This window comes from Streptomyces sp. NPDC093065 (assembly GCF_044754585.1).
Classification (GTDB): Bacteria; Actinomycetota; Actinomycetes; order Streptomycetales; family Streptomycetaceae; genus Streptomyces.
This window is the reverse complement of sequence record NZ_JBIVPJ010000034.1, coordinates 40084-63350: the sequence shown is the minus strand read 5'-3', so window position 1 is coordinate 63350 and position 23267 is coordinate 40084. Positions and strand designations below refer to the sequence as shown.

Sequence of the window (23267 nt, the reverse complement as noted above, 5' to 3'; positions counted from 1 at the left end):
CGCCACCGGCTCGTCCCGGCCGGGCAACTTCGCCCTCGGCACCGTCGACGACGCGGAGCTGACCGAGGCCGTCGCCGCCGACCTCGGCCGGCAGCCGCCCCGGGGCGCGTCACGCACGGTCAGGGGGAACACATGGGGACGTCCGACCCGTTCTCGTGGGACGGCGCGCAGGTGGACCCCACGCTCCACGACGGCGCGGGCCGTTCCGACCGCACCGCCGCGGCACGCGGCACCGGCGGGGCGGTCGCCTGACGGCATGGACGACGCCATCGACCCGGCCTGGCTGCCGGACACCGCCTTCCGCGCCCTCGGTACCCGGCGCACACTGGTGCGCGGCACCGGACCGCTCGCCGGGACGGTGCGCGGTGAAGTGGCGGCGGCCTGCCGGCGGTTCGGGGGTGCCCTCGTGCACGACGACGCCGCAGCCCCGGCCGATCTCGTGCTGGAGCTGACCGGCGGTGACGGGTCCGGGGCCGTCGGGGACTTCGACGACGAGGGCTTCGTGTACGCCCGTGCGGACGGCCGGGCCACCGTCACGGCGTCGGGCGGGCGCGGTCTGCTGTACGGCCTGTTCCACGTCGTGCGGCTCGGCGAGGCGGCGTTCCTGGGCGGTCCGGTCCGCGAGGAGCACCGCCCGGCCCTCGCTCTGCGGATGCTGGACCACTGGGACAACGTGGCCGTGCACCCGGTGATGGGCCAGGTCGAGCGGGGTTACGCGGGCGGTTCGCTGTTCTGGTCCGGCGGCCGGGCCCGCGACGGCCTGGACCGCGTGCGGGCCTACGGCAGGCTGCTCGCGGCCTGCGGGATCAACGCGGTCTGCGTCAACAACGTCAACGTCCACGAGGCCGAGGCGCACCTGCTCACCGACCGGATCGGCGAGGTGGCGGCGATCGCCGGCGCGCTGCGGCCCTACGGCGTGCGCACGCACCTGTCGGTCACCTTCGCCGCGCCGGTCGTCCTCGGCCCGCTGTCCACCGCCGACCCGCTGGACGCACGGGTGCGGGACTGGTGGGCGGGGGCGACGCGACGGGTGTACGAGGCGATACCGGACTTCGGCGGGTACGTGGTCAAGGCCGACTCGGAGGGCCGGCCGGGCCCGTTCGCGTACGGCCGCACCCACGCGGACGGCGCCAACCTGCTGGCCGCCGCGCTGGCGCCGTACGGCGGCACCGTGCACTGGCGGGCGTTCGTCTACGACCACCGGCAGGACTGGCGGGACCGCTCGACGGACCGCGCCCGGGCCGCGTACGACCACTTCGTGCCGCTGGAGGGCGCCTTCGCCGCGAACGCGGTGCTCCAGGTCAAGCACGGCCCGATGGACTTCCAGGTGCGCGAGCCCGTCTCGCCGCTGATCGGTGCGATGCCCGGCACCCGGCTCGCGGTGGAGGTGCAGGCCACGCAGGAGTACACGGGGCAGCAGCGGCACGTGTGCTGGCTGGGCCCGATGTGGAGCGAGGCGCTGCGCTTCCGGCCGGACGGCGGGACGGCCGTCGGGCGGCTGGCGGACGCCCTGGTGGCGGTGTCCAACGTGGGCGACGACCCCTTCTGGACCGGCCACCCGCTCGCCCAGGCCAACCTGTACACCTTCGGGCGGCTCGCCTGGAACCCGGCGGCGGAACCGCACGCGGTCCTCGACGAGTGGATCGCGCTGACCCATCCGGGCGCCGGGCGGCGGCTGGCCGGGGGCCTGCACACCGTGCTCGACGGCTCCTGGCCGACGTACGAGAAGTACACCGCCCCGCTCGGCGTGGGCTTCATGGTGCAGCCCGGGCACCACTACGGGCCGGGCGTGGACGGCTACGAGTACAGCCCGTGGGGCACCTACCACTTCGCCGACCGGGACGGTGTCGGCGTGGACCGCAGCGCCGCGACCGGCACCGGGTACGCGGCCCAGTACGCCAAGCCCTGGTCGGAGCTGTACGAGTCGCCCGGCAGCTGCCCCGACGAACTGCTGCTCTTCTTCCACCACGTGCCCTACGGCCATGTGCTGCACAGCGGGAAGACCGTGATCCAGCATATCTACGACACGCACTTCGAGGGTGTCGAGGAGGCCGAGGAGGCCCGCCGGGTGTGGGCGGGCCTCGTGGACCTGGTCGGGCCGGCCCGGCACGCACGGGTGGCGGAGCGGTTCGAGGAGCAGGTGCGGTCCGCCCGGGAGTGGCGCGACCAGGTCAACAGCTACTTCCTGCGCAAGTCCGGGGTGCCGGACGAGCGGGGGCGGACGATCTACTGAAGGCGCAGGACCGCCACCCCGTGCGGGCCGAGGGCGAACGGCTCGCCCCGGTCCGTGCGTTCACCGGTGAGCAGGTCCTCGGCGGTGAAGTGGGCGGTCAGGCGGGCCGGTTCGGGGGCGTGGTTGAGGAGGAAGAGCAGCCGGGTGCCGTCGGGGGCGACGCGGGTCGCGGTCTCGACGGCGGGGTGGTCCGCGTAGGGGCCGACCAGCCCGTGCCGGGCCAGGACGCGGCGGACCACGTGGTCGACGCCCGGCTGGTCGAGGGCGGTGGCGACGTACCAGGCCTCGCCCGCGCCGACGCGGTGGCGGGTGACGGCCGGGGTGCCGGCGTAGAAGTCGGCGCCGTACGTGCCGACGGGCTCCGCGCCGCGCGGCAGCACGATCTCGAAGACGTGCCGGGCCGTGGTCCGGAACTCCCCCAGTCCGACGGGTTGTACGACGTCGGGCGGGCGGGAGTCCCACTCGTCGATCCGGATGCCCATGAGCGGGGCGAGCGGGCCGGGCACGTCGGTGAGGAAGGCGCGGTCGTGCTCGTCGCAGCGCGCGGTGAGGAAGGTGGCGAGGACGCTGCCGCCCCGGCGGGCCACCCCTGTGAGGCGGTCCGCCAGATCGCCCTTGACCAGGTGCAGCACGGGGACGAGGACGACGTCGTACGGGGTCAGGTCGGCGGTGACCGGGACGACGTCCACGTCGGCGCCGGCCTCGCGGGCGGCCCGGTAGTAGGCGTGGACGACGTCGGGGTAGCGGACCGCGCGGGAGGGGCCGTCGGAGATCTCCAGGGCCCACCAGCTGTCCCAGTCGAAGAGCAGCGCGGTGCGGGCGGGGGTGCGGGCGCCGAGGGTGGCGGCGCCGGTGCCGGCCAGTTCCCGGCCCAGTGCGGCGACCTCGCGGAAGACGCGGGTGTCGGCGCGGCCGGCGTGCCCGATGACGGCGCCGTGGTACTTCTCGCAGGCGCCGCGTGAGGCCCGCAGCTGGAAGTAGAGGGCGGCGTCGGCGCCGTGGGCGATCGCCTGCCAGGTGGCCAGGCGCAGCTCGCCGGGGCGGCGCAGGGGGTTCACGTCGCGGCAGGCCGTGGTGGACGGCGTCTGCTCCATCAGCCAGAACGGGGCGCCGTCCCTCAGGCCCCGGATCAGGTCGTGTCCGAGGGCGGCCCGGGTCGGCGGGGCGTCCGGGGGCGGGTAGTTGTCCCAGGAGGCGAAGTCGAGGTGGGGCGCCCAGCGGTGGTAGTCGAGGGGCCGGTACGGGCCCATCATGTTGGTGGTGACGGGGGTGTCCGGGTCGTGGGCGCGGATCGCCTCCTTCTCGGCGAGGAAGCAGCCGAGCAGCGCGTCGGTGGTGAAGCGGTGGTAGTCCAGGGTGATGCCCTGGAAGGCGGTGTGGTCGGGGCCGCGCCAGTGTTCGGTGAGCGCGCTGGGCGGCTCGATCTGGTCCCAGTCGGTGTAGCGGTGCGACCAGAAGGTGGTCCACCAGGCGTCGTTGAGGGCGTCCAGGGTTGTGTAACGCTCGCGCAGCCAGGTCCGGAAGGCGTCCGCGCACAGGTCGCAGTAGCAGGCGCCGCCGTACTCGTTGTTGACGTGCCAGGCGAGCAGGGCGGGGTGATCGGCGTAGCGCTCGGCGAGACGGCCTGCCAGGGCGGTGGCGGCGCGCTTGTACTCCGCAGAGCTGGGGCAGAAGTCGTGGCGCTGTCCGTAGCGGTGGCGGCGGCCCTCGAAGTCGGTGCGGTTGACCTCGGGATGGTGCCGGGCGAGCCAGGGCGGGAGGGCGGCGGTGCCGGTGGCCAGGCAGACCCGGCGGTCTTCGGCGGCCGCGCGGTCGAGGGTGCGGTCGAGGGCGGTGAAGTCGTGGGTGCCGGGGCCGGGCTGGATGAGGGACCAGGAGAAGACGCCGACGGTGAGGGTGTCGATGCCCGCCTCCGTGAACAGGCGGTGGTCGTCGTCCCGGACGTGCTCCGGCCACTGCTCGGGGTTGTAGTCGCCGCCGTACGGGATCTTCGGGGTGCGGGGCGCCGTCATGCCGTGAACTCCTCCTCGGTCTCGGTGATCACCGATCGGCCGCTGTGCAGCAGGGAGAGCAGCAGGGGCGCGGCCAGCAGGGCGGGCAGGGCCTCGGTCAGCAGGGCGGTCAGGGCGGCCGCCAGGAGCAGCAGGGAGGCGGCGCCGAGGGTGGCGCGGCCGTGCCGGAGCAGGAAGTACGCGGCGAGGCGGGCGGCGTCGCGGGCGCGGAAGGTGAACAGGGAGGTCAGGAGGAGGGCGTGCGCGCCCCACAGGAGGGAGCCGGCGCCCACGAGCGCGAGCAGCGCGGCCCACCAGCCGGGCAGGCCGGTGGCGGTGAAGTGGGTGAGGGTGAAGGCGATGACGGTGAGCCAGGCCAGCAGGGGCGCCCACAGCCGGAGTGCCGGGAGGGCGTTCAGCCGCCAGCCGCGTGCGTAGGCGCGGGCCGGGTGGAGGGCGGTGAGGTCGGCGCTGCGGTGGTGCAGGGCGTAGACGGCGGCGGACAGGGCGGGGCCCAGGGGCAGCAGGCAGAGGGCGGCGAGGGGGAGGTTGGCGGGGTCGGGGGCGAGCAGGAACAGTCCGGCGAGGCCCGGTGCCGAGGCGAGGAGCAGCAGGGCCTCGACGGTGAGCAGGGTGTGGACGAGGGCGGCGGCGCGGGAGAGGACACCAGTGCCGAAGTCGGCGGTACGTGCGGTGCTCACTCCGGGTCCCGGCCGGGCTCCGGGTCCGGTCCGGGCTCCGGGTCCCGGCCGAGCAGGCGGCGCTCGTCCCACCAGGTGGGGGTCTCGTCCTCGACGGGGCTCAGCTCGACGAAGGCGACCTCGTGCCGGGCGAGGGTGAGGGGCAGGTCCACGCGGCCGCCCTCGATGGGCAGGCTCCGGTGGGCGCGGGCGGGCTCGGCGGCCTCGTGGAGGACGTCGAGCTGGTGCGGGCGGGGCGAGCGGGGGCTGCCCATGCGGCGCCAGGCGGTGTACGCGTTGCCGTGTTCCTCGTCGACGGTGAGGCGCCGGACGAACGCCTCGCCCCGTCCGCCGGCCGCGTCCTGTGCGCCGACCGGCACGGACAGCCGCAGGGCGTGTGACTCCGGTCCCGGTGTGGCGCCGGTCGGGTCGACGGGCGCCCAGGCCAGGACGGTGACCCGGCCGTCCGGGTGCCGGGTGACGAGGTGGTCGTCGCCGCGGGTCAGCAGGGCGCGGCCCATGCGGGCCAGGAAGGCGTACAGGTGGTACGTCGGTTTCCTGACCTGCCGGTGGGTGAGCAGCCCGAAGCCGCCGTGGAAGAGGGCGGTGGGGACGCCGGCCTCCTCGAAGACGTCGCTGAACGTCCAGTACGAGAAGGAGTCGACGAGGTCGCCGCCGCCCGCCAGGACCGGGGCGAGGTAGGCGGCGTGGAAGGCGGTGTCGTGGACGTGGTTGTCGGGCCGGTAGGAGGAGTTGAACTCGGTGATGTGCACGGGCGCGACCGCGAGCCGGGTGCCCTTGAGGGTGCGGCGGGGTTCGGCGAACTGGTCGAGCAGCCCGGCGGCCGGGGCGAGCGTCTGGTGCACGCCGAAGGGGACGTGCTGGGAGGGCCCGGAGCTGTAGGCGTGGCGGGAGACGAAGTCCACGGGCACGTCACGGCGTTCGGTGAACTCGGCGAACCGCTCCAGCCAGTCCGGCCCCGCGCCGGGCGACACCGCCGGGCCGCCCACCTGGAGGTCCGCGTCCACCTCCTTCACTGCGTGCGCGGTGGCCTCGTAGAGGCGGTGGTAGGCGTCCTGGTCCGCGTGCTGCCAGAAGTCGGGCAGGTCGGGTTCGTTCCACACCTCGACGGGCCAGGTGCGTACCTCGTCCAGGCCGTGGCGGTCGACGAGGTGGGCGAGGGTCGCCCGGACGAGCGAGGTCCACTCGGCGAGGTCGCGGGGCGGGGTGACGTTGCCGCGCCACCAGAACACGGTCTGTTCGCCGCTCGCCAGGCCGCCCGGCATGAAGCCGAGTTCGAGGAAGGGGCGTACTCCCGCGGCCAGGTAGGCGTCGACGACCTGGTCGACGTGGGTGAAGGAGTGGTGGACGTGGCGGCTGCCCCGGTGGGTGTAGGGGCGGTGGACGGCCATGTGGTCGCTGAACAGACCGTGGCCGCGGATGTGCCGGAAGCCGATCTCGCGCTGGAGCAGGGCGAGGGAGTCCTGGTAGTCCCGGCGCAGGGCGAGGTCGAGGCGGCCGGTGCCGACGCAGTGGCGCCAGGCGTCGGGAAAGGCGCCGGCCGGTTCGGCGGGGACGTGGACGCGGGTCACCCCTGCTCCTTCCGGAACCGCTCGTAGGCCTTGTTGTGGACCTCGACCAGCCGGTCCATGTTCTTGGCCTTCAGCTCGGTCAGGTAGGCGTCCCACTCGGACAGGGGGCGCTTGCCGAGGATGAACTGGAGGGTGTTCTGCCGTACGTGGTCCTTGAGGGGGGTGTCCCAGAGGGTGGCCTGCTCCTGCTCCACGGACTGCAGGGGGTGGGCCGGGTCGACGGGGAGCTCCTTGCGCCGCGACATGGCCTCCTGGAACTTCTTCTCGTCGGGGCTGAAGGACGAGGAGACCAGTTCCCAGCTGCCGCCGTAGGAGAAGACGCCGTTGTAGAAGCCGTAGTCCTTCTGGAGGTCCTTGGGGGCGTCCGGGTCGGAACCCATGAGGCTGATGCCGTCGGCGACCCGGTAGGTGCCGCCGGACCGGGTGTAAGTGACGCCCTCCACACCCCACTTGGTGAACTTCTGGCCCTCGTCGGAGTACCAGAGCCAGTCCACGAACTGCATGAGGGCGACGAAGTCGTCCCGGTCGAGGGCGTCGCCGGCGATCATCATGCCGTTCTCCAGGCGGGAGCCGCCGAGCACGACCGGTCCCGCGGGCCCGAGCGGCACCGGGATCATCTCGATCTTCGCGCCCTCGACCTGCCGCTGGAGGTTGTAGCGGTAGTTCTGGACCAGTTCCTGCGGGTTGGCACTGATCGCGAAGGACTTCTCGGAGAGCAGCTTCTTGACCGCCTCGTCGTCGCTCTGGGTGAAGCCCTCGGGGTCCACCAGCTTCTCGTCCACGAGTCCGCGCAGGTACTCGATCATCTGCCGGTAGCCGTCCGTCGCACCGGTGAAGACGAACGTGCCGGCCTTCGCGTCCCAGCTGGTGTTCAGGTACGACCAGCCGGCCCGGACGCCGTGGGCCTGCCCGATGTAGCCCAGCAGGGCGCCGCCCGGCTCGGGCTGGTTCCAGCGGTCGGAGAAGGGGTGGCTGCCGGGGTACTCCGACTTGAGCGCCCGGAAGACGTCGGCCGTCTCCTCCAGGGTGGACGGCGCCTCCACGCCCAGCCTGCCGAGGACGTCGGTGCGCAGCGCGAGGGAGTAGCCGGACTTGGCCCTCTCGTGCAGTCCGGGCAGCAGGTAGTACTTGCCGTCGGACTGGCGCAGCGAGTCCACCTCCGGCTGCAGCTTCCATCTCCGGACCTTGTCGCGGAAGTTGGGCATCAGCTTCACGTACTCGCTGACGGCGAGGACGGAGCCGGACGACACGAACGGGGTCTCCTGACCGGGGTAGGTCTTGGGCAGGAGCAGGGGTGCGTCGCCCGCGCCGATGAGCAGGCTGCGCTTCTTCTCGTAGTCGCTGAGGGGCACGTCGGTGCGCTTGAAGGTGACGCCGGTGCGCTTGCCCAGCTCCTTCCAGAGCAGCCAGTCGTCCTTCGGCGGGTAGTTGGGGTTGCTGAGGTGCAGGAGTGCGAAGGTGAGCGGTTCGGCGGCCTTGAACTGCTGGCCGGTCCGGTACTCCTTCATCGCGCCGTCCCGCTTCTTCGACAGGTCCTTGGCGTCCCCGCCGTCGTCGCCGCTGCCGCAGCCGGTGAGCGCGGCGAGGCCGGCGAAGCCGGCGGCTGCCAGGACCTGACGCCGCGAAAGGTGCCCTGTGTTGTTCACGGTTACTCCCTCGGTGTGGCTGGGGTTCAGCCCTTGACGGCGCCGAGCATCACGCCCGACACGAAGTAGCGCTGGACGAACGGGTACACGCAGAGGATGGGCAGTGCGGTGAGCACGATGGTGACGGCCTGGATGTTGGCCGCGACCTGGGTGAGCTGCTCGGTGCCCGCGCCCGCGCCGGTGCCTCCGGTGGCGCCCGCGATGAGGTTGCGCAGGTAGACCGTGACCGGCATCAGCTCGATGCGGTCCATGTAGAGGAAGGCACCGAACCAGGAGTTCCAGAAGGACACCGAGTAGAACAGCACCATGGTCGCGACGACCGCCTTGGACAGCGGCAGCACGATCCGGAACAGGATGCCGTAGGTGTTGAGGCCGTCGATCTGGGCGGCCTCCTCCAACTCGTCCGGCAGGCTCTCGAAGAAGGCCTTCATCACCAGCAGGTTGAAGACGCTGATCGCGTTCGGGAGGGCCAGCGCCCACACGGTGTTCTTCAGGTCGAGGCTGGTGACGAGCACGTAGGTGGGAATGAGTCCGCCGGAGAAGAACATGGTGAACACGGCGACGCCGACGAGGACTCCGCGCCCCCTGAGGTGCTTCTTGGACAGGACGTAGGCGTAGCAGGTCGTCAGGACCATGGCGATGGCGGTGGAGACGACCGTGTAGAAGACGGTGTTGCCGTAGTTGCGCCAGAAGGTGCCGTCCTGGAAGACGATCTTGTACGTGGTGAGGTTGAAGCCCTTGGGCCACAGCGTCACCTCGCCGGCCCGGATCTGGCGCTCCCCGCTGAAGGAGCGGGCGACGATGTTGAGGAAGGGGTAGAGCGTCACCACCACGACGCCGGTGAGGACCAGCCCGTTGACGCCCTGGAAGACGCGGTAGCCGCGGGTGGGCCGGTCGGCGCTCACCACAGGCTGGTTCCCACCGTGCGGCGCGAGAGCAGGTTGGCCGAGGTGATGAGCACCAGGCCGATGACCGCCTCGAACAGGCCGATGGCGGCGGCGTAGCTGAAGCTGTTGGACTCGACGCCGGTGCGGTAGAGGTAGGTGGAGATCACGTCACCCGTCTCGTAGGTCAGCGGGTTGTAGAGGAGCAGGATCTTCTCGAAGCCGACCGCCAGGAACGTGCCGATGTTGAGGATCAGCAGCGTGATCATGGTGGGCCGGATGCCGGGCAGGGTGACGTGCCAGATCTGCCGCCAGCGGTTCGCGCCGTCGATGCGGGCCGCCTCGTAGAGGTCGTCGTCGATCGTGGTGAGCGCGGTCAGGTAGAGGATGGTGCCCCAGCCGGCGGTCTGCCAGATCTCCGAGCCCACGTAGATGGTGCGGAACCACTCGGGTTCCTGGATGAACCGGACCGGGTCCTGGCCGAACCGGGCGAGCACGTGGTTGACGGGGCCGTCGGTGGCGAGCATCTGCAGGGTGATTCCGGCGACGATCACGACCGACAGGAAGTGCGGCAGATACGACACCGACTGCACGAACCGTTTCAGCGCCCGTGTGCGCACCTCGTTGAGGAGCAGCGCCAGCACGATGGGCACGGGGAAGCAGAAGACGAGCGTGAGGCCGCCGATCCAGAGCGTGTTGCGGAACACCTGCCAGAAGGTGGGGTCGCTGAGGAACATCTCCACGTAGCGCAGCCCGACCCACTGCTCTCCCAGGATCGACCCGCCGGGTTCGAAGCGGCGGAAGGCGATCACGTTGCCGATCATCGGCAGATAGCGGAAGACCAGGAAGAACAGCAACGGCAGTACGGCCAGTGAGTACAGCTGCCAGTCGCGGCGCAGCGCACGCCGCCAACCGGGCGGCGTGGTGGAGGTGCTCATGAATCAGCCTCCCCGTGAGAAACAGGAGATCGAAACTTTCGACCTCCTGCCGGTAACTTCGCGGCAACCTAGAGCTACGGGGAAAGCGGTGTCAATGACCTGTGCACAGCTGATTTCCGGCCGAGCCGAGCACCATGAATCATGCACGGATCGGTGATCGACGCCTGTGAAGAGCCGCGCGGAGCTGTTACGGTCGATCGCACCTTTCTGGGCCATTACCGCAACGATCGGCCGTCCAGCCGTTCAGCCGGTCCCCATCGAACCCACTGCGAGGTGCCGCCGTGCCCGCGTTCGACCTGCCGCCGACGGAGTTGGCACACCACCGTCCGGCCCCCGACGAACCCGGAGACTTCGACGCCTTCTGGAGGGAGACCCTCGCCGGACCACCGGCCGGCGAACTCCTCGTGTCGGCACACCCGGTGGAGACCGGACTCCGGCTGACCCGGACCTGGGACGTGACCTTCCGGGGTTTCGGGGGCGACCCGGTGCGCGCCTGGTTCAGCAGACCCGCCGGGGTGGACGCGCCCCTGCCCGCGGTCGTCGAGTACGCCGGGTACGGGCGCGGCCGGGGTCTCCCCCACGAGCGGCTGACCTGGGTGGCCGCCGGTTACGCGCATCTGCTGATGGACAACCGGGGCCAGGGCGACCAGTACGGCTGCGGCGGCGACACCCCCGACCCGCACGCGACCGCACCCGGCGGACCCGGCCCCGCGGCACGCGGACTGCTCGACCCGCACGACCACCACTACCGCCGTCTGATCACGGACGCGGTCCGCGCGGTCGCCACGGTGCGGACACTGCCCGGGGTGGACCCGGCGCGCGTCGCGGCCGTCGGCAACAGCCAGGGCGGCGGACTCGCACTGGCCGTCGCGGGCCTGGTGCCGGACCTGGCGGCGGCCCTGGTCTCCGCGCCGCTGCTGTGCGGCATCCGCCGCGCCCTGGACCTCACGGACGCGGGGCCCTACGGCGAGATCGCCGCGTACCTGTCGGTGCACCGGGGCGCCGAGAGTGCCGCGTACCGCACCCTCGCCTACCTGGAGGGCGTCTCCTTCGCCCGCCGGGCGCAGGCACCGGCCCACTTCGGCGTGGGCCTGCGCGACACGGTATGCCCGCCGAGCGGGGCGTACGCCGCCTTCAACCGGTACGGGGAGCTGTCCGGCGCGGAGCCCCGCAAGGAGATCCACGCCTATCCCTTCAACGGGCACGAGGGCGGGGACGCGGTGCATGTGCGGCGTCAACTGGCTTGGCTGGCGGCGGTCTGGGGGACCGACTGAGGCAACTTCATTGCCTTTTAAGCCCGTTTGAGGCGTATTCCCGTATCAATTTCATGTAATCCGATTGACATGTAAAGGCTATGTGTAAGGATCACGGAGTTATCGGGATCTTGCTGTGCCCTATCCCGGCGCCCGATCCCTTCCGCATGACCAAATGGAGGACCCACGTGGCCAAAAGCTCCGGCCTGAACACGCGTCGCGCCCTGGCGCGTGCCACGGCTGCGGCGCTCACCGCCGCACTGGTGGCGACCGGTGCGGGCAGCGCCGTCGCCGCGGACGCGCCCGTACCTTCCGCGTCCCGGCCGCAGATCGATGCGAAGCAGTCGGACGCCTCAAAGTTCAGCTCGACCGCACTGGTCGGGGACGCGCAGGTCAACCCGCTGTACGGGGTGGACAGCGGGGGCACCCTGTACGGCTACCTGCCCGACTTCGAGGGCGGCCTGGACTCCCGCTTCTGGGCTGGCGACTACTGGGACACCGCTCGCGCGGCCACCCAGGTCGACAACGACTCCGACGGATTCTCGGACGGCCTCTGGCAGGTGACGGCCGGGGGTCAGCTCTACTACGGGAACTTCGGTCTCGACGAGGAGCACATCCTCATCGGCAACGGCTGGAAGATCTACAACCAGCTCTTCTCGCCCGCGAACGTCGGTGGAGCAGCCGCCGACGACCTGCTCGGCCGGGACAGCTCGGGCGTCCTGTGGCTGTACCTCGGCTACGGCAACGGCAAGCTGACCCAGCGCTACAAGGTCGGCGGTGGCTGGAACGCCTACACCCACATCACCGGCAAGGGCGACCTGACCGGTGACGGCAAGGCCGACATCGTCGCCAAGGACAAGTCCGGCGTGCTGTGGCTCTACAAGGGCACCGGCAACTACAAGGCGCCGTTCTCCTCCCGCACCCGCATCGGCGGTGGCTGGAACACGTACAACAACATCGTCTCCGTCGGCGACATCGACATCGACGGCATCACCGACCTGGTGGCGCGCAACAAGAGTGGCGCGCTGTACCTGTACAAGGGCACCGGCAATGCCGCCGCCCCGTTCAAGGCACCGGTCAAGATCGGCAGCGGCGGCTGGAACACGTACCGCCTGATGTTCTGAGGCCGCAGGTGACGCCTCGCTGAGGCGGGCAAGCGCGAGGGCCGCACCCCCGTCACCGGGGGTGCGGCCCTCAACCGTTGCGCGCCGCCTACTTGCGGATCAGGCTGCGCAGCACGTACTGCAGGATGCCGCCGTTGCGGTAGTAGTCCGCCTCACCGGGGGTGTCGATGCGGACGACCGCGTCGAACTCGACGCCGGTGTCGGTGGTGACCTTGACCGTGCGCGGGGTGGTGCCGTCGTTCAGCTCGGTCACGCCGGAGACGGAGAAGGACTCCTCACCGGTCAGGCCGAGGGACTCGGCGGTCTGGCCCTCCGGGAACTGCAGCGGCAGGACGCCCATGCCGATGAGGTTCGAGCGGTGGATGCGCTCGTAGGACTCGGCGACGACGGCCTTGACGCCGAGCAGCGCGGTGCCCTTGGCGGCCCAGTCGCGGGACGAGCCCGAGCCGTACTCCTTGCCGGCCAGGACGACGAGCGGGATGCCCTGCTCGATGTAGTTGCGGGAGGCGTCGTAGATGAACGACACCGGACCGCCGTCCTTGGTGAAGTCGCGGGTGTAGCCGCCCTCGGTGCCCGGCGCGATCTGGTTGCGCAGGCGGATGTTGGCGAAGGTGCCGCGGATCATGATCTCGTGGTTGCCGCGGCGCGAGCCGTAGCTGTTGAAGTCGCGGCGCTCGACGCCGTGCTCCGTCAGGTACTTGCCGGCCGGGGTGTCGGCCTTGATGGCACCGGCGGGCGAGATGTGGTCCGTCGTCACCGAGTCGCCCAGCTTGGCGAGCACGCGGGCGCCGGAGATGTCCTCGACCGGGGCCGGCTCCATGCCCATGCCCTCGAAGTACGGGGGCTTGCGCACGTAGGTGGACTCGGCGTCCCACTCGAAGGTGTCGCCGGTCGGGATCGACAGCGCCTGCCACTGGGCGTCGCCCGCGAAGACGTCGCTGTAGGACTTGGAGAACATGTCCTCGCCGATGGCGTTGGCGACGACGTCGTTGACCTCGGCCTCGGAGGGCCAGATGTCCTTGAGGAAGACCGGGTTGCCGTCCTGGTCGGTGCCCAGGGCCTCCTTGGTGACGTCCACCTTCATGGAGCCGGCGAGCGCGTAGGCGACGACCAGCGGCGGGGACGCCAGGTAGTTCATCTTGACGTCGGGGTTGATCCGGCCCTCGAAGTTGCGGTTGCCGGAGAGCACCGAGGTGACGGCGAGGTCGTGCTCGGTGACGGCCTTGGAGACCTCCTCCGGCAGCGGGCCGGAGTTGCCGATGCAGGTGGTGCAGCCGTAACCGACGAGGTTGAAGCCGACCTTGTCGAGGTAGGGGGTCAGGCCCGCCTTCTCGAAGTAGTCGGTGACGACCTTGGAGCCCGGGGCGAGGGTGGTCTTGACCCACGGCTTGCGGGTCAGGCCCTTCTCGACCGCCTTCTTGGCGACCAGGGCGGCGGCGACCATGACGTACGGGTTGGAGGTGTTGGTGCAGGAGGTGATGGCCGCGACCGTCACCGCACCGTGGTCCAGCTCGTACGAGGTGCCGTCGGGGGCGGTCACGCGGACCGGGTTGGACGGGGCACCGTTCGGGGTGACGGCCGGGGAGTCGGAGGCCGGGAAGGACTCCTTACCCGCCTCGTCCACGACGTCCACGTAGTTGAGGACGTCCGACTTGAACTGCTGGGCGGCGTTCGCGAGGACGATGCGGTCCTGCGGGCGCTTCGGGCCGGCGATGGAGGGCACGACCGTGGAGAGGTCGAGCTCCAGCTTCTCGGAGAAGTCCGGCTCGGCCTTCGGGTCCAGCCAGAGGCCCTGCTCCTTGGCGTACGCCTCGACCAGGGCGACCTGCTGCTCGCTGCGGCCGGTCAGGCGCATGTAGTTCAGCGTCTCGTCGTCGACCGGGAAGATCGCGGCGGTGGAGCCGAACTCCGGCGACATGTTGCCGATGGTGGCGCGGTTGGCGAGGCTCGTGGCGGCCACGCCCTCGCCGTAGAACTCGACGAACTTGCCGACCACGCCGTGCTTGCGCAGCATCTCGGTGATCGTGAGCACCAGGTCGGTGGCGGTGGTACCGGGGGTCAGCTCGCCGGTCAGCTTGAAGCCGACGACGCGCGGGATCAGCATGGAGACCGGCTGGCCGAGCATCGCGGCCTCGGCCTCGATGCCGCCGACGCCCCAGCCGAGGACGCCGAGGCCGTTGACCATGGTGGTGTGCGAGTCGGTACCGACCAGGGTGTCGGGGTAGGCCTTGCCGTCGCGGGTCATGACGACGCGGGCCAGGTGCTCGATGTTCACCTGGTGGACGATGCCGGTGCCCGGCGGGACGACCTTGAAGTCGTCGAAGGCGGTCTGGCCCCAGCGCAGGAACTGGTAGCGCTCGCGGTTGCGGCCGTACTCCAGGTCCACGTTCTGCTTGAAGGCGTCGTTGGTGCCGAACTTGTCGGCGATGACGGAGTGGTCGATGACCATCTCGGCCGGGGAGAGCGGGTTGATCTTGTTCGCGTCGCCGCCGAGCTCCTTGACGGCCTCACGCATGGTGGCGAGGTCGACGACACAGGGCACGCCGGTGAAGTCCTGCATGATCACGCGGGCCGGCGTGAACTGGATCTCCTGCGACGGCTGGGCCTGCGAGTCCCAGCCGCCGAGGGCGCGGATGTGGTCGGCGGTGATGTTCGCGCCGTCCTCGGTGCGGAGCAGGTTCTCCAGCAGCACCTTCAGGCTGTAGGGAAGGCGCGCGGAGCCCTCGACCTTGTCCAGCCGGAAGATCTCGTACGACTCGTCGCCCACCTGCAGTGTGCTGCGGGCGTCGAAGCTGTTCGCCGACACGACAGTCTCCTTCATTTATGTGCGCGTACCACCGCATCCTGCCGCCACGCCCCCTGGCCAATCCGCTAAGGTAAGGCTAAGTTAGGTAACCCTTACCGCCAGACTCGACAGCGGCGCGCGGCTGCGGTACGCCTCGGCAGATATCTCGATGTCGAGATAACTCTAGTACATAGGGGCGGCCCGGTCATGTCCGGGCACCCTGTGGCGTGCACCCCGTCCCGAGTGACCCCTGCGGCCATCACTACGCCGAACGGGGGTATCCGATCCATGCCGGACCGACCGGCGGGCCCGGCACGACCCGGAAGGGGGCACGATGCCGCTCACGTTCCGCAAGAGTTTCCGAATCCTCCCCGGAGTGCAGCTGAACATCAACAAACGCTCGTGGTCCATCACGACCGGCGGCAGGAACGGTCCGCGCCACACCCGCAGCAGCACCGGACGTCGTACGACATCGATGGATTTGCCGGGACCTTTGGGCTGGCGCCGCACCACGACGACCAAGCGCCGCTGAGCCGCCACCTGGGGTTCCTTGACGTCACGTCACCCGAACGGCCCTCCGACGGACCCCCCGAGAGGCGCGATCTCATATCTGAGATAGCCTCAACCTCATGGCAGACGACTACCTCGTACGCATCGGCCGACTCATCCGTGACGCCCGGCAGCACCGCGGCTGGACGCAGTCACAGCTCGCGGAGGCGCTCAACACCAGTCAGAGCGCGGTCAACCGCATCGAGCGCGGCAACCAGAACATCAGCCTTGAGATGATCGCCCGGATCGGTGAAGCGCTGGACAGCGAAATCGTCTCCCTGGGCTACGCGGGTCCGATGCACCTGCGTGTGGTCGGCGGCCGTCGCCTGTCCGGCGCCATCGACGTCAAGACCAGCAAGAACGCCTGCGTGGCCCTGCTGTGCGCCTCGCTGCTCAACAAGGGGCGCACGGTGCTGCGCCGGGTCGCCCGCATCGAGGAGGTCTACCGCCTCCTGGAGGTGCTCAACTCCATCGGCGTGCGCACCCGCTGGGTCAACGACGGCACCGACCTGGAGATCGTGCCGCCGGCCGAGCTGGACATGGAGGCCATCGACGCCGAGGCCGCCGTCCGCACCCGCTCCATCATCATGTTCCTCGGCCCGCTGCTGCACCGCATGGACCGCTTCCGGCTGCCCTACGCCGGCGGCTGCGACCTCGGCACCCGCACCATCGAGCCGCACATGATCGCGCTGCGCCGCTTCGGCCTGGACGTCGCCGCGACCGAGGGCCACTACCACGCGGTGGTCGACCGCACGGTCCGCCCGGACCGCCCCATCGTCCTGACCGAGCGCGGCGACACGGTGACGGAGAACGCCCTCCTGGCCGCCGCCCGCCACGACGGCGTCACGGTCATCCGCAACGCCTCCTCCAACTACATGGTCCAGGACCTCTGCTTCTTCCTCGAAGCCCTGGGCGTCCGCGTCGAGGGCATCGGCACCACCACCCTCACCGTGCACGGCATGCCGGTCATCGACGCCGACGTGGACTACTCCCCCTCCGAGGACCCGGTCGAGGCGATGAGCCTGCTGGCCGCCGCCGTGGTCACGGAGTCGGAGCTGACGGTCCGCCGTGTCCCGATCGAGTTCCTGGAGATCGAGCTGGCGGTCCTGGAGGAGATGGGCCTCGACCACGACCGCACCCCGGAGTACTTCGCCGACAACGGCCGCACGCGCCTGGTGGACCTGACCGTCCGCCCCTCCAAGCTCGAAGCACCGATCGACAAGATCCACCCCATGCCCTTCCCGGGCCTGAACATCGACAACGTCCCCTTCTTCGCGGCCATCGCCGCCTCCGCCCAGGGCCAGACCCTCATCCACGACTGGGTCTACGACAACCGCGCCATCTACCTCACGGACCTGAACCGCCTCGGCGGCCGCCTCCAGCTCCTGGACCCCCACCGCGTCCTGGTCGAGGGCCCCACCCGCTGGCGCGCCGCCGAGATGATGTGCCCGCCCGCCCTGCGCCCCGCCGTGGTCGTCCTCCTCGCGATGATGGCCGCCGAGGGCACCTCGGTACTGCGCAACGTGTACGTCATCAACCGCGGTTACGAGGACCTGGCGGAGCGGCTGAACTCGATCGGGGCGCAGATCGAGATCTTCCGGGACATCTGAGAGCCTTCAGGATCAACGCCGTTGTACCCCTCCCCTGACCTGTGTACATGCGAGCAGGGAAGGGGTTTCGGCTTCGTCTGTGGACTTCTCAGGGGCTTCACACCCGGGCCCGGTCCCGTGCGGCGCGCGGAGGCCCGTCGTGCCCTGCCGCGCCGCGGGCCACAACCGAACAGCCGGAAGCACCCCCCTTCGAACCCGTAGAGCGATCTGGAACACCACAGTCCTGGCACCGGAAGGCACCCCGGCGGACACCGCGTCAGTAACGTGCCGAACATGACCTCACTGCTTGTCACCGGAGCCGCGGGTTTCATCGGTTCGCACTTCACCAGGTACTGGGCCGACCACCACCCCGAGGACTCCGTGGTGGCCTTCGACGCACTCACCTACGCCGGAGTGGAGGAGAACCTGGCCGACGTGGCCGACCGGGTCACTCTGGTCCGCGGAGACATCGGAAACCCGGAACACACCGCGAAGGTCCTCGCCGAGCATCAGGTGCAGGTGGTGGTGAACTTCGCCGCCGAGTCGCACAACAGCCTCGCCGTGCTGGATCCGGGACGGTTCTTCCGCACCAACGTGCTGGGCACCCAGGTGCTGCTCGACGCCTGCAGGCGGGCCGGCGTGCAGCGTTTCCACCACATCTCCACCTGCGAGGTGTACGGGGACCTGGCCCTGGACGCCGAGGAGGCGTTCACCGAGGAGACGCCGTACCGCCCCCGCACCCCCTACAACGCCTCCAAGGCGGGTGCGGACCACGCCGTACGCGCCTACCACGAGACCTTCGGGCTGCCGGTGACCCTCACCAACTGCGCCAACAACTACGGGTCCCACCAGTTCCCGGAGAAAGTGCTGCCGCTGTTCGCCACCCGGGGGATCGACGGCAAGCCCCTGCCCGTGTACGCCTCCAGCGGCAACCGGCGCGAGTGGATTCACGCCCTGGACCACTGCCGGGCGATCGACACGGTGCTCGAACGCGGGCGGATCGGCGAGACGTACCACGTCGGCACCGGCGTGGAGGCCAGCGTCGAGGAGCTGGCGGACCTGGTCCTCGACGAGCTGGGACTGCCGTCGTCACAGCGCACGACGGTGCCCGACCGGCCCGGTCACGACCGCCGCTACCTGCTGGACTCCTCGAAGCTCCGGGACGAGCTGGGATGGCGGCCGCAGATCGAGTTCGAGGCGGGAGTGCGCGAGACCATCCGCTGGTACGCGGCCAACCGCTCGTGGTGGGAGCCCCTGATCGGACGCAGCCCGGTGGTCGAGGGCGACTGGACAGCCGCGAACCACTAGCGCCCTGACCGGCCCACCCCGCCGCGGACGCGGGGTCCGGTCCCCGCCCGGGCGAAGTCGCCGAGGCGGGCGTCGGCCGGATCGCCGCGGCCCGCCGGACGAGCAGCGCCGTCAGCCGCGCATCGGTTGCGGCGCCCACGCCCGCAGGCACTCCGCCACCGTGTCCGCCACCGCAGCGGCCTGCTCGGTGAGGAAGAAGTGGCCGCCTTCGAACACCTCCAGGCGGAACGTTCCCGAGGTATGGGCGGACCAGGCACGGGCGTCCGCCACCGTGGTCACGGGGTCCCGATCACCCGTCAGGGCTACGAGAGGACAGTCGACATCCCGTCCCGTCGGTGCCGGCACATACCGATATGTCTCCGCCGCGTGATAATCCGCGCGCAACGCGGGCAGTACCATGGCGAGAATCTCCGGCTCGTCGAACAATCCGGAATCCGTGCCGCCCAGCTTGTCCAGTTCACGTACTGCCGTTTCGGTGTCGTGCACACCGAAAGGCGCCTCGGGCGGAAGCGCGGGAGCACGTCGCCCGGAGGCAAAAAGACCGACGGCTTCCAGATTCGCTTCCGACGCCCTTCTGGCCACCTCGAAGGCAATCGTGGCGCCGAGACTGTGCCCGAAAAAGGCGAGCGGCCGGTCCGTCCAGGCGGAAAGTTCACCAAGTGATCGTTCGGTAAACTCGTGAAGGCTTCTCATGAATTGCTCACGACGTCTGTCCTGCCGCCCCGGATACTGCATGGCGAGCACCTCGACCCATGGCGGGAGCGCCTTGACGAGAGGAAGGAAGGCAGTCGCCGAACCCCCGGCGTGGGGAAAGCACACCAGCCGGACGGCGGGGTCACCGACCGGCCTGAAACGTCGCACCCAGGAACCGGGAGTCCCCTCGTCCGGGCCGCTGATCTCGCCTGATGCCACGCAGTCCCCCCTGAAGCCCTTTCCTGGCACGCCCGCTCAACATGACAGCGGGCCAGCCTCGACTCAACCCCTATCACCCCGTACCCGACGCCGTAAGCGATCACGGAACGCTGCGGAATACCTGTCACGAACACGGACAGTAGCGATCTCGGATCGGGTGGCGAGAGCCCTTCCCAGCATTGACGACCATGCTAGGATGCCGGGTAAAAATATAGAAAAAAGCGTGCCGTTTTAGTAAAGTCCGCACGGTCTCTCTTCGAGATGCGTATAGCACATACACAAAGCGGGGCGTTCCGAAAGGGAGTTCATTTCCTTCCGCCGCACAGCTCCACGCGGCGGAAGGAAGCACTGGGGATTGGACTACCGAAAGATGCAAATCGAACGACGTTCCGTGCTTTCTTCCGTGGAGGAGTCCCTCGAAGAGAGTCTCCGCGGGAGAGGCCGGCTCGTACTGGCCAGCGGAGTCATCGCCGGGGGAAAAACTCGTTTACTCGCCGAGATATCGCGGCAGGCGGACGAGTCCGGAGCACTACTGCTGACCGCCACGGGAGTGCGGGAAGAACACGACCTCGACCTGGCCGCCATCTGCCACATGGCCGCCAACGCACCGGCGGCGGCATCGGCGCTCAGGGAAATTGCTGAACTGGCCGGCGGAAACACGCCGTCCGGCCCGGGGCACGTCCGCCCGGCCCTCGACCACCTGGTGCCTTCCGTCAGCGCCCTCCTCCTGGAGGTGACCCGGGAGACCCCGCTGGTCGTCGCGGTGGACGACCTGCACTTCCTGGACCAGGCTTCCCTGCGGGTACTGCTGTACCTGCGCCGACGGCTGGCCACGACTCCCATGCTCCTGGTCCTCAGCGAGTGGGACCGTCCGGGCCTGCCCAAGCGCCCTCTGCACGCCGACCTCACCCGGCAGCCCGACCGCAAGATCGTGCTCGGGCCGCTGTCCCGGGCCGAGGTGACCCACATCGTCGCCGGCCCCGGCGGGCCACCGACGCCCGCCGCCGACGCCTACGCGCTGACCGGTGGCAATCCACTGCTGGCCCACGCGCTGGCCGCCGACCTCCGGGCCGAGCAGGGCAGCGGCGCGGCCTCCGGCAGCCACACCGCTGCCGGTCCCCACTACCGGCAGGCCGTGCTGGACTGCGTGAGCCGCTGGGACCCGCAGCTGATGCCGGTCGCCCGCGCGATCGCGGTGCTGGACGAACACGCCGGTCCCCAGCTCGCCGCCCAGCTGCTCGACCTCCAGACCGAACCCGTCACCGAGGCGCTGTGGAACCTGACGGCGGCCGGGCTCCTGTGCCACCACCGGTTCCGGCACCGTGAGATGGCCACGGCCGTCCTGGAGAGCCTGCCCCCCGATGACGCGGCCCGACTGCACACGCACGCCGCCGAGCTGCTCTACGAGCAGGGCGCCGAGACACTCGACGTGGCACGGCACGTCATCGCCAGCGGCCGGGTACCGGGCCGGTGGGCTCTGCGCACCCTGCGGCACGCCGCCGACCACGCGCTCGCCGCCGGCGACTCCGAACTCGCCGTGCGCTGCCTGGAACTCGCCATGCGCAACTGCGAGGACGAGCGGGAGCGCAGGTGCTACCGCATGGCCCTGATCCAGGTGGCATGGCGTGTCAACCCCTCTGCGGCGGCGAGGCACCTGACGCCTCTTCAAGGTGCCCTGCGGGCGGGGGAACTCGCGCCCCGCGACGCGGTTCCGCTGATACGGCATCTCCTGTGGCAGGGCGACCGGCACACGGCGCTCCAGCCCATGCAGGCGATCAGCCGCGCCACGAGCCCCGCCGACGCCCGAGCCGTCGCCGAACTCAAACTCTCCTTCGACCTGATCTACGGCAGCCGTCCCACCGACCCCGTCCACCCGCCGGGCGACGCGCTGAGTCCGTCGTCCTCCGGCGACCAGTGGACCCGGGCACTGACTGCGATCGAACCCCTGTGGCCCCAAGGCGCCACCGAGGAGACGATCCGCAGCGCGGAGTACATCCTCCAGGGCCCCTTGGAGGACACCCTGCCGGAGGCCGGTGCGGTGGCACTGCTCACCCTGTGCAACACCGACCAGCACAAGCGGGCCGCCTTCTGGAGCACTTCGCTGTACGAGGAGGCGGTGCGCCGGGGAGCCACCACCTGGCAGGCGATCATCGGATGTGTGCGAGCTTCGCTGGCGTTGCAGCGCGGCGACCTGGTGGCCGCCGAGGCACAGGCGTCCGCCGCGCTCGACATGCTCTCGCCGCAGAGCTGGGGCGTCCTCATCGGCTTCCCGCTGACCCATCTCCTGCTGGCCAACACCGGTATGGGGCGCCACGACGTCGCGGCCGAGTTCCTGGAGCGCGTGGTGCCGGAGGAGATGCACGACACCGTGTTCGGGCTCGTCTACCTGCACGCGCGCGGCCACTACCACCTCGCCGTGGGTCTCCCGCTGGCCGCCGCCAACGACTTCGAGCAGTGCGGCGTACTGGCGAAGGCGCGCAACATCGACAACCCCTCGCTCGCTCCCTGGCGCAACGACCTGGCAGAGGCCCTGTTGCGGCAGGGGCAGCGCAAGAAGGCGCGCAAACTGATCGAGGAACAACTGCGCCACCCCGGGGGCCGGCTGCAGCCCCGCACGCGCGGCGTCTCGCTGCGCCTGCTGGCGGCCGTGGGCAGCCCGACCGAGCGGGTGCCGCATCTGACGGAGTCGATCACGCTCCTGGAAGCAGCCGACGCCCGCCTCGAACTGGCCCGCGCGCTCGCCGATCTCAGCCAGGCCCATCGCGAGATGGGGGACCTCAGCCAGGCACGTCTGCTGGCCCGGCGAGCGGACCAGGAGGCCAAGGCGTGCCATGCCGAGGTGCTGCCCACGCTGCACACGTCGGTGCCGGAGCGGTCCCACACCAAGCCCGCGGACCAGCAGGACGGGAACTCGATGACGGCGCTCAGCGACGCGGAGCGCAAGGTCGCCATGCTCGCCGCGCTCGGTCACACCAACCGGGAGATCGGGCACCGGCTCTTCATCACCATCAGCACGGTGGAACAGCACCTCACCCGGATCTACCGCAAGCTCAAGGTGCGCAAGCGCACCGATCTGCTGGCGAAAATCCCCCAGCCCTATCTCTCCGAAAACAGCGATGTCCTTGACTCGCCGCCCGCCCTCAGCGAGCGCGGGCGGTTGCACGCGAGTTCGAGCCACTGACGAGAATACTGCCGAAAAAGAATAGTGAAGCGTTTTACCAGGCCTCTGCAGCGGCCTGGTAAAACGCTTCACGTCTGCCCGTCAGCCGAAGGAGATGGGCGTGGTCGGGCCGGCCGCGCCGTCGGCCGTGGTGTTGAAGAAGCACCCGCCGTCGACCGTGGCACAGTCGACGGCGTGGGTCTCGCCGGTGGCCAGGTCGGTGCCCTGGAAGGTGGCGCGCGCGAAGGAGTCGCCCGAGGCGGCACCGTTCGCGTCGGTCGTGAGCACCAGGGCGTCCGGGACGTTGCAGGCCACGACGCCGTCGGCGACGACGGCGCACTCCGCGGCGTAGACGGTGGTCGACGGCGCGAACCCGGTGATCTGGACCGCCACCGTGTCGCCGTCCGAGAGCCCGGTCGCCGGTGACACGCTCACCGCGGGCGCGGCGCTCGGCGCGGCGACCGCGGCCGACGATCCGCCGATCACCAGGGCGGCACCCGCAGCCGCGGCGGCGAGGGCGTGGACCGTACGGCGCCGCTTCATGGAGGAAAGCACGTCTACCTCATTCCGTGGGGAAAATGGGAGATTGGAATGGCGCGATTCACCATTCCGATATGCAGACT

Annotated in this window: 16 protein-coding genes; 7 read left to right on the top strand and 9 right to left on the bottom strand. The window is 70.2% G+C overall.

Translation table 11 applies throughout. The annotated features are described in order from the left end of the window. Positions 1–256: 256 nt before the first annotated feature. On the top strand, positions 257–2233 hold the full coding sequence (locus ACIQFU_RS36195) for an alpha-glucuronidase (RefSeq protein WP_402557417.1): 1977 nt from the start codon (positions 257–259) through the stop codon (positions 2231–2233). Here the strand turns inward: ACIQFU_RS36195 and ACIQFU_RS36190 are convergent. From ACIQFU_RS36190 to ACIQFU_RS36165, 6 genes are read right to left on the bottom strand one after another with little or no spacing between them, the layout of a single operon-like run. Beyond that, entirely contained in the window at positions 2227–4245 is a 2019-nt protein-coding gene (locus ACIQFU_RS36190) for a beta-galactosidase (protein WP_402557409.1), read from the bottom strand. The two genes, ACIQFU_RS36195 and ACIQFU_RS36190, sit on opposite strands and share 7 nt — an antisense overlap. Continuing rightward, entirely contained in the window at positions 4242–4925 is a 684-nt protein-coding gene (locus ACIQFU_RS36185; protein WP_402557407.1) for a hypothetical protein, read from the bottom strand. Before ACIQFU_RS36185 ends, ACIQFU_RS36190 begins: the two co-directional genes overlap by 4 nt. Further along, positions 4922–6496, bottom strand: coding sequence for a xylan 1,4-beta-xylosidase (locus ACIQFU_RS36180; protein WP_402557405.1), 1575 nt, complete (start codon positions 6494–6496; stop codon positions 4922–4924). The genes ACIQFU_RS36185 and ACIQFU_RS36180 overlap by 4 nt, the downstream gene beginning before the upstream one ends. After that, positions 6493–8142: a sugar ABC transporter substrate-binding protein gene (locus ACIQFU_RS36175; protein WP_402557403.1), complete on the bottom strand. Its 1650-nt coding sequence runs from the start codon at positions 8140–8142 to the stop codon at positions 6493–6495. Before ACIQFU_RS36175 ends, ACIQFU_RS36180 begins: the two co-directional genes overlap by 4 nt. Positions 8143–8168: 26 nt before the next feature. Beyond that, positions 8169–9050, bottom strand: a complete 882-nt coding sequence (locus ACIQFU_RS36170) for a carbohydrate ABC transporter permease (RefSeq protein WP_402557401.1) — start codon at positions 9048–9050, stop codon at positions 8169–8171. Continuing rightward, on the bottom strand, positions 9044–9964 hold the full coding sequence (locus ACIQFU_RS36165) for an ABC transporter permease (RefSeq protein WP_402557399.1): 921 nt from the start codon (positions 9962–9964) through the stop codon (positions 9044–9046). Before ACIQFU_RS36165 ends, ACIQFU_RS36170 begins: the two co-directional genes overlap by 7 nt. A 281-nt stretch (positions 9965–10245) precedes the next feature. On the opposite strand from ACIQFU_RS36165, the gene ACIQFU_RS36160 reads away from it, so the two are divergent. Continuing rightward, positions 10246–11238 (top strand): acetylxylan esterase, encoded by a 993-nt coding sequence (locus ACIQFU_RS36160; protein WP_402557397.1) that lies wholly within the window; start codon positions 10246–10248, stop codon positions 11236–11238. A 167-nt stretch (positions 11239–11405) separates the two neighbouring features. Next, positions 11406–12341 (top strand): FG-GAP repeat domain-containing protein, encoded by a 936-nt coding sequence (locus tag ACIQFU_RS36155; RefSeq protein WP_402557395.1) that lies wholly within the window; start codon positions 11406–11408, stop codon positions 12339–12341. Between the two features lie 88 nt (positions 12342–12429). On the opposite strand, the gene acnA is transcribed toward ACIQFU_RS36155, so the two are convergent. After that, on the bottom strand, positions 12430–15147 hold the full coding sequence (gene acnA / locus ACIQFU_RS36150) for an aconitate hydratase AcnA (RefSeq protein WP_402557416.1): 2718 nt from the start codon (positions 15145–15147) through the stop codon (positions 12430–12432). A gap of 313 nt (positions 15148–15460) precedes the next feature. Here acnA and ACIQFU_RS36145 point away from each other — a divergent pair, with 313 nt between their 5' ends. The 3 genes from ACIQFU_RS36145 (at position 15461) to rfbB (ending at position 18572) form a co-directional block, all read left to right on the top strand. Further along, positions 15461–15658: a DUF4236 domain-containing protein gene (locus tag ACIQFU_RS36145; RefSeq protein ID WP_402557393.1), complete on the top strand. Its 198-nt coding sequence runs from the start codon at positions 15461–15463 to the stop codon at positions 15656–15658. Between the two features lie 97 nt (positions 15659–15755). After that, a complete protein-coding gene (locus tag ACIQFU_RS36140; protein WP_061442025.1) occupies positions 15756–17285 on the top strand; it encodes a UDP-N-acetylglucosamine 1-carboxyvinyltransferase in 1530 nt (509 codons plus the stop codon). A gap of 273 nt (positions 17286–17558) precedes the next feature. Next, a complete protein-coding gene (rfbB, locus tag ACIQFU_RS36135) occupies positions 17559–18572 on the top strand; it encodes a dTDP-glucose 4,6-dehydratase (protein ID WP_402557391.1) in 1014 nt (337 codons plus the stop codon). A 111-nt stretch (positions 18573–18683) separates the two neighbouring features. Here the strand turns inward: rfbB and ACIQFU_RS36130 are convergent, their stop codons facing one another. Further along, positions 18684–19484: a thioesterase II family protein gene (locus ACIQFU_RS36130; RefSeq protein WP_402557389.1), complete on the bottom strand. Its 801-nt coding sequence runs from the start codon at positions 19482–19484 to the stop codon at positions 18684–18686. Positions 19485–19875: 391 nt separating this feature from the next. Between ACIQFU_RS36130 and ACIQFU_RS36125 the strand changes: the two genes are divergently transcribed. Beyond that, the gene (locus ACIQFU_RS36125; protein ID WP_402557387.1) at positions 19876–22665 is read left to right on the top strand and encodes a LuxR C-terminal-related transcriptional regulator; all 2790 of its coding nucleotides are present in this window, start codon (positions 19876–19878) and stop codon (positions 22663–22665) included. Between the two features lie 81 nt (positions 22666–22746). Here ACIQFU_RS36125 and ACIQFU_RS36120 read toward each other — a convergent pair whose 3' ends face one another. Next, on the bottom strand, positions 22747–23199 hold the full coding sequence (locus tag ACIQFU_RS36120) for an enediyne antibiotic chromoprotein (protein ID WP_402557385.1): 453 nt from the start codon (positions 23197–23199) through the stop codon (positions 22747–22749). Between the last annotated feature and the right edge of the window lie 68 nt (positions 23200–23267).